General features: G+C 62.8%; 5 protein-coding genes. 1 reads left to right on the top strand and 4 read right to left on the bottom strand.

Going from position 1 to position 6,064, the window contains the following annotated elements:
- Positions 1 to 435 precede the first annotated feature (435 nt).
- The 3 genes from AB0M56_RS43610 to AB0M56_RS43600 all read right to left on the bottom strand — a co-directional run bounded on the left by AB0M56_RS43610 (position 436) and on the right by AB0M56_RS43600 (position 3,953).
- Positions 436 to 1,782: an FAD-binding oxidoreductase gene (locus tag AB0M56_RS43610; protein ID WP_364187470.1), complete on the bottom strand. Its 1,347-nt coding sequence runs from the start codon at positions 1,780 to 1,782 to the stop codon at positions 436 to 438.
- A gap of 472 nt (positions 1,783 to 2,254) precedes the next feature.
- Positions 2,255 to 3,127, bottom strand: a complete 873-nt coding sequence (locus AB0M56_RS43605) for an alpha/beta hydrolase (RefSeq protein ID WP_364187467.1) — start codon at positions 3,125 to 3,127, stop codon at positions 2,255 to 2,257.
- A gap of 583 nt (positions 3,128 to 3,710) precedes the next feature.
- A complete protein-coding gene (locus AB0M56_RS43600) occupies positions 3,711 to 3,953 on the bottom strand; it encodes a hypothetical protein (RefSeq protein WP_364187465.1) in 243 nt (80 codons plus the stop codon).
- Between the two features lie 311 nt (positions 3,954 to 4,264).
- Here AB0M56_RS43600 and AB0M56_RS43595 point away from each other — a divergent pair, with 311 nt between their 5' ends.
- A complete protein-coding gene (locus tag AB0M56_RS43595) occupies positions 4,265 to 5,107 on the top strand; it encodes a TIGR03621 family F420-dependent LLM class oxidoreductase (protein WP_364187462.1) in 843 nt (280 codons plus the stop codon).
- A gap of 390 nt (positions 5,108 to 5,497) precedes the next feature.
- Here the strand turns inward: AB0M56_RS43595 and AB0M56_RS43590 are convergent, their stop codons facing one another.
- Complete coding sequence (locus tag AB0M56_RS43590) at positions 5,498 to 6,025, bottom strand: DUF417 family protein (RefSeq protein ID WP_364187459.1); 528 nt, start codon at positions 6,023 to 6,025, stop codon at positions 5,498 to 5,500.
- Between the last annotated feature and the right edge of the window lie 39 nt (positions 6,026 to 6,064).

The following is a 6,064-nucleotide window of genomic DNA, read 5'->3' as shown; positions in this document are numbered from 1 at the left end:
GACCTCAACGCCAAGATCCGCGCCTTCATCGACGGCTGGAACGAACGCTGCCACCCCTTCATCTGGACCAAAACCGCCGACGAGATCCTCAAGAAATCCAACCGTCAGACCACTTCAAACACAGACCACTAGCAGATATGAACTTCTTTCGGACTGGTAATCTGCTGCCGCTCTTCGTCAGCCGTCCGAGCGTGCATGCCGCGCTTCAGTGCGAGGGCGGCCGCGAGCTCGGGATCGGCCACGTCGCTTGGCTTGACTATGACGCGTCCCGCGCTGATTTAGCAGACACACGAGTTTGCCGAACACGGATGTCGCGCAGTTACACCCGCATCGACCCGGCCGAGGGGCTCGGCCGAGTGAGCCCGTGGGTGGAGGCGGTGGCCGCATGTCGCAGCCGCCGACGCCTCGGCCACCAGCTGTCCTCGTGCGCGGAAATCAGGCTGCTGGCGGTATGTTGTGATTGTTCTGGCTGAAGGTGTTGTCCGGATCGAAGACCTTCTTGAGTTCGCGGAGCCGTTGGTAGGTGTGCGGCGCATAGGCCAGCTCGGCGCCGTCGTGCCCACTGATGAAGTTCAAGTACTTCAGGCCGGTGCCCCAGGCGGAAAGACGTTCGATCAGCGTCTCGATCCGTTCGAGCGGGGCTGCGTTGACTTCGTGCGTACCCACGGCCGCACCCCACACGACGAAGCCGGCGTCGCGATTGCCAACCGCATTCGCGATCGCGGGAGGTCGGGCCAGAGCGCCGCCGAGGTGACGAATATCTACGATCGTCACAGTGCAGCCGGACTTCGGGCCGGCTGCCTCAACGAGGAGGTCGACGGCTTCCGGGGTGAGTTTCTCGAGCAGTGTCGATCGTTCCTCGTACGGCATGGGATCGGTAGGCTCTTGGTGGACTGCGGCGAACTCCGGGAAGGACCGTAAACCGACATCGTCGATGACCCTCGGTGCGACCTGCCGAAGCGGCGCGACGAGGCGCGCTCCTTCCTCCGGGTCACCGATATACGCGATACGCACGTGGACGACCAACTTGCCGCGAAGCGGCTCTGGCACCGACGGCAACGGCGGTAACCTGAGAAGCGCCACGGAGGAGTTCATCTCCTCCGGCGCCTCGTCGGTGAGATCGCGATACGCTTGAAGCACAACAGCGGTTGAGTCGCCAGCGTAGTAGAGGCCGCCACCGAAGAATTCCTTCACCGGGAACAGCGCCAGTTGCAGAGCCGTCACGACGCCAAAGTTGCTCTTGCCGCCGCGTAGGGCCCAGAACAAGTCGGGATCGCTGTCCGCCGACACTTCACGCAGGCAGCCGTCGGCGGTGGCCACTTGCAGACTGAGTACGTGGTCGGCCGCCCAGCCGAAAGTGCGGCCCAGGAAGGGGCTGAGTCCGCCGCCGAGCACATAGCCTGCGACGGCAACGCCCGGTGAAGAACCACACAGAGGAGCCAAGTCGTGGCGGGCAGCGCGATCGACGACATCCTGCCACCGAGCGCCGGCACCAACGTGCACCGTCGCGTTGGTCGGGTTCACCTCGACGTCGCCCATGCGTCCGGTGTTTATCATCATCGACCCGCGAACGGGGTCGAAGGGCTGGTGACCCGTGCACACGACCCCGATCTGGAGCCCGTTGGACGATGCGTATTCCACTGCGGCTTGGACGTCTGCCGCGCAGGTGGCACCGACGACAACTGCTGGGCGGTGTTCGACCAGGAGGTTGAACCCAGTGCACTCCGCCGCGTAACCCGCTTCGCCGGGCCGCAGAACGGGGCCGAGCACGACGCTCTTCAACTCGGTGATTCCATCGAGTGAGGCCTCCACTTGAGTTCGAGCAGCTTTCACTGACCTTGGCCTTTCTCGGTAGACAACCGGCGCGTCATGCGCTGAGAAATTTCTAATACAACGCAGTCAGGCGCTCGGGAAGTTTTGCTGGAATATCGACTCCGAAAGGCTAACCTCCGTTCGGAGCTTCGCGCGCTCGGTAACTGGTTACAGCAGACTTACAAAATTTCCCGAGATAAAGTGAGATGACCAAAGGGACAAGAATGATCGCCGGTAAGCTCTGGACTGGCCCGTCGCTGCCAGGCTATGAAGCTCGCGTGCGACAGTGTTGGAAATCTCATTCATTGTGACGAGGTTCACCATAGGCAATGACTCGCGGTTCCCTAGCGCAGCTCGAAAGTTTCGCTACCAGGATGGCGTGCTTTCGCGAGCACCATCGTGTGACAAATGCTGACCGTGCACCTCAGGGCTTCGAAATCTGTCAGCGCCCAGCCAAGACTCGGTCCAGGAAACCGAGCACGAGCTTGGCAACTTGGTCCAAAGCGCTCTCCAGGAGGAAGTGACCCCCGTTGAGAAGGTGCACTTCCGTGTTCGGGGCGTCTCCAGTGAAGGCCAGGGCACCCTCAGGGCCGAAGATCGGATCGTTCTTCCCCCACACTGCCATCACGGGAGGAAGGTTCGCCCGCAGGTACTCGTGCAGTGCTGGATACATCGGCGGATTGGAGGCGTAGTCCAAGAACAACTTCAACTGGATTGCGTCGTTGCCAGGCCGCGACAACAGCTGGTAGTCGTGGTGCCACGCGTCCGGACTCACCAAGCTCTCGTCTGGAACGCCGGTCACGTACTGCCATCTCGTGGTTTCCAAGGTCAACGCCTTGCGGATGTTCGCCTCTGTTTCCGTGTTCTGCTCGCGCTGGTAAGCCCACACGGTCGACCAAAAATTCTCAACAAAGCCCGAGTCGTACCCGTTGCCGTTTTGCGTGATGATGGCTGTGATCGAGTCCGGATGTGCGATGGCGAGGCGCCAGCCGATGGGAGCGCCGTAGTCCTGGACATACATTGCGTAACTGCCTAAACCTAGCTGCTCCAGCAGCCCCGCCGTCAGGCTCGTCAATGCGTCGAACGTGTAGGCGAAGTCCTCCACCGATGGCGCCGACGACAGGCCGAAACCCAAGTGATCCGGCGCTACGACGTGATACCGCGCCGAAAGTTCCGGGATCAGCGTTCGGAACATGAAGGAGCTCGTCGGGAACCCGTGCAGCAGGACAACGGCGGGAGCATCCGTGGGACCCGCTTCGCGATAGAAGAGCTGCTGACCCTCGACGGTCGCATAGCGATGATGAACGGTGGCCATATCTGACTCCAAGCGATATCAGTTGCAGCTGAGACGAAGCGACAGTTGACCACTCACCTAGGGCAGCGAGCGCAAACTGAGCGCAGCGCGTGCTGCTCTCGCGTCAAACCCGTGGCTCGAGACTAGACGCCGAATCCGTGTGTGGCACGAGTTGCGCGGCGCCGCTCAAGCACACCAGGAATCGTTACGGGGGAAGCGGGCAACCGGACGACGCGCATCCGCAGCTGTGCCTTGCTGCCGCTACCCACTCCCGTGGTGCGGTCTCAGGGTCAGTGGGCAGGTCGGGCGCTGCTGGCGGCGCACTGACCGTTAGTGTTTGCATGCCCCTATGACCGCGGGAGTCAACTCTGGCATCGCCGGCCCTGCCTGGCCGCTTCCGGCCGGACGCCGACGTGGCGGGTCGGCCTCGTCGAGGGGCACTGCAACCACGAGCTGCTGCGTTTCGTCGCAACCAGCCGTTGCGCAGTAGGTAGACGTCGAGTACGCAAAGTAGTCAAGTGCAACCAAAAGTCACCATCACTCAGCGTCGACCGCCTGGGAGTTCAGGGCTGGCGAGGTCGGAGTTCTTCAGAACGCGGCGCCGTCACGAACGCCCTCGTGACAGCCTGCCCTGGAGTTTTTCGACCTCATCGCCTGATAGGCAGCCGTGCCCATCTGGGGCGCCCGGCTCAAGCTTCGAATCCGTGGTGGAAATGCGTTGCGCGGGCGACGCGGACATCATCGTCATCAGCGATCGGCCGAGAACGTGCGGGAGGGTCTCGATGTCTACATGATTGCGGGTGATCCCGACGCGCTCGTTCACATGCGCAGTGAAGGCGTGCAGCACCTGCGCGAACCATCTACCAGCTGTGGTGCAGAGGCCAGGTGGCTGGCACGAAAACCTGGTGATGCTCGCCACATGGCGACGCGCCGCCGCCGCTCAATGGCAGGTTATTGTTTCCTGCGCAGTGGTGGAAACCGGACTGGGGGACTTGGAATCTCTGTCCTTACGGACATCTTTCCGATCCGACCACCGTGAGAAAATTGCCTATAGTCGACGGTGTTGACTCCCGCGCAGTCACCGGCTCGATACGCGGCGGGAGGCGGCTTGCAGTGGCGGGCAGACCGCCCACTTCCGAAGACCCCAGAAGGCATTTCATGACTAATCGTCCATTTCGTTTCGGCGTAACACTCTTCAACATCGGCTCACGGGCGGCTTGGCGCGCTCGAGTGCGTGAAGTGGAGGAACTCGGGTACGACGTGCTTCAGCTTCCGGATCACCTGGGCATGCCGGCGCCGTTCCCCGCGTTGGTCGCTGCGGCTGACGTGACGAACCTCCGGCTGGGCACCTACGTCCTCAACGTCGGTGTCCTCACTCCCGCCTACCTTGCCCGCGACGTCGCTGATGTCCATCGGCTGACCGCGGGGCGTCTGGAGTTGGGCCTCGGTGCCGGCTACGTCCCGGGCGAGTTCGAGGCAGCGGGTGTGCCGTTCGGCACAGGAGGGGATCGGTTGCGAAAACTCGCCGACGTCGTCGCAGCCACCCGGGACCTCCTCGCCTCCGAGCCCGACAAGCCTGTTCCGCCGATCATGTTGTCCGGGGCGGGTGATCGCATGCTGCGTCTCGCAGGCCATGAGGCCGACATCTTCAGCTTCGCGATCATGGCTGGGGTCGAGCCGGGCCTTGCTCCGGAAGAAGCCATGGCTCGTCGCGTCAACGTGTTGCGGGAGGCAGCCGGTGACCGTCTGGGTGACATCGAGCTGAACCTGTTCGTCGCAGCGGTTGGCGAGAGCGCAGATCGGCTCGACCTTTCGATCATCCGTGACGCCAGCGGTCTCGACGACGACAAGCTCTGTCGGCTCCCGGGAGTGCTGGTCGGTTCTCCGCGCGAGATCGCGGACCGGCTGTTGCGCTACCGAGAAGAGTTCGGCACGAGCTACATCAGCGTGCTGGAGCCACACATGACTACCTTCGCTGAGGTCATCAAACTCCTGCGCTGACAGGGTCGTCGCGAGCGTTGTGCTCGCCGGCTTGGTGTGGGCAGGACAATCGTCTAGCTGCTGGCCCCGCGCCCCGTGGGCGCGGGACCAGCAGCGGGATGGCGCAACCGAAGCCCTCCGAGGTTGCCGGAGGTCCATTGTCGATCGAAGAGAGCCGCGCGATCGTCCACCCGGCGACGATTTTCGGGAGACGGCAGGCTGACTGTCCCGCCCGCGCCCCATTCGGTGCTCATTCCGCTCCGCGGCGAACGATCCCTGAGAGGATTGTTTGCGGCCGTGATTCGCGCGGACCGCCGACGGGATCGCGCTGTCGGCTCTCCGCTGGAGCCTGGACGTCCATGGAACCACCGTTGTGCAGAGCAGCTTTCCTGGGGTGCAGCGGGAGGCCCATCATGCGCCGAGGACAACTTGTTCCGCCTCTTGCGTCGCCCTCTGCTTCGCGGTGACGCTGATGATCGATTCGCCCAGTGTCCACAGCGCCACACCGATCAAGACCAGGTCCTTGAGCAGGAACTGGCCAGGTTGTGCCGATAGCACCGGAAATGGCCCCGCAAACGTGACGACCACGCCTGGGGTCGTGAAGAGAAAGCTGAGTGTGCCTAGGAACAGTAGGATCGCCAGCGCGCTGCCCACAGCGGACAGCCGTGGCCGCAACGGCTGGATCGCGATCAGGATCGCGGCCACGATCTCCATGGTTCCCAGTGCCACTGCGACCGTGTGTGGACTGAAGATGTCTAAGAGCCAGCTCATCAGCGGGCTGTTCTCGATCAGTACCCGCGCGTCCATTTTTACGTATTTGCCACCACCGATCCACGCCAGAACGACGACCAGACCGTAGCGGCTTACAAGCGAGCCTGCTCCGGCCAACCGACCACCCCACAATTGGGCGCGCGTGGCCACGATGACGTTCGTCGACATGCAAACAATCCTCTCCGCAACGCTTGCCGCCTGCACTCC

The organism is Amycolatopsis sp. NPDC051372, assembly GCF_040682095.1.
Taxonomy (GTDB): Bacteria; Actinomycetota; Actinomycetes; order Mycobacteriales; family Pseudonocardiaceae; genus Amycolatopsis.
Note: the sequence above shows the minus strand (reverse complement) of the source record. Positions and strands in the feature narration are given on the sequence as shown.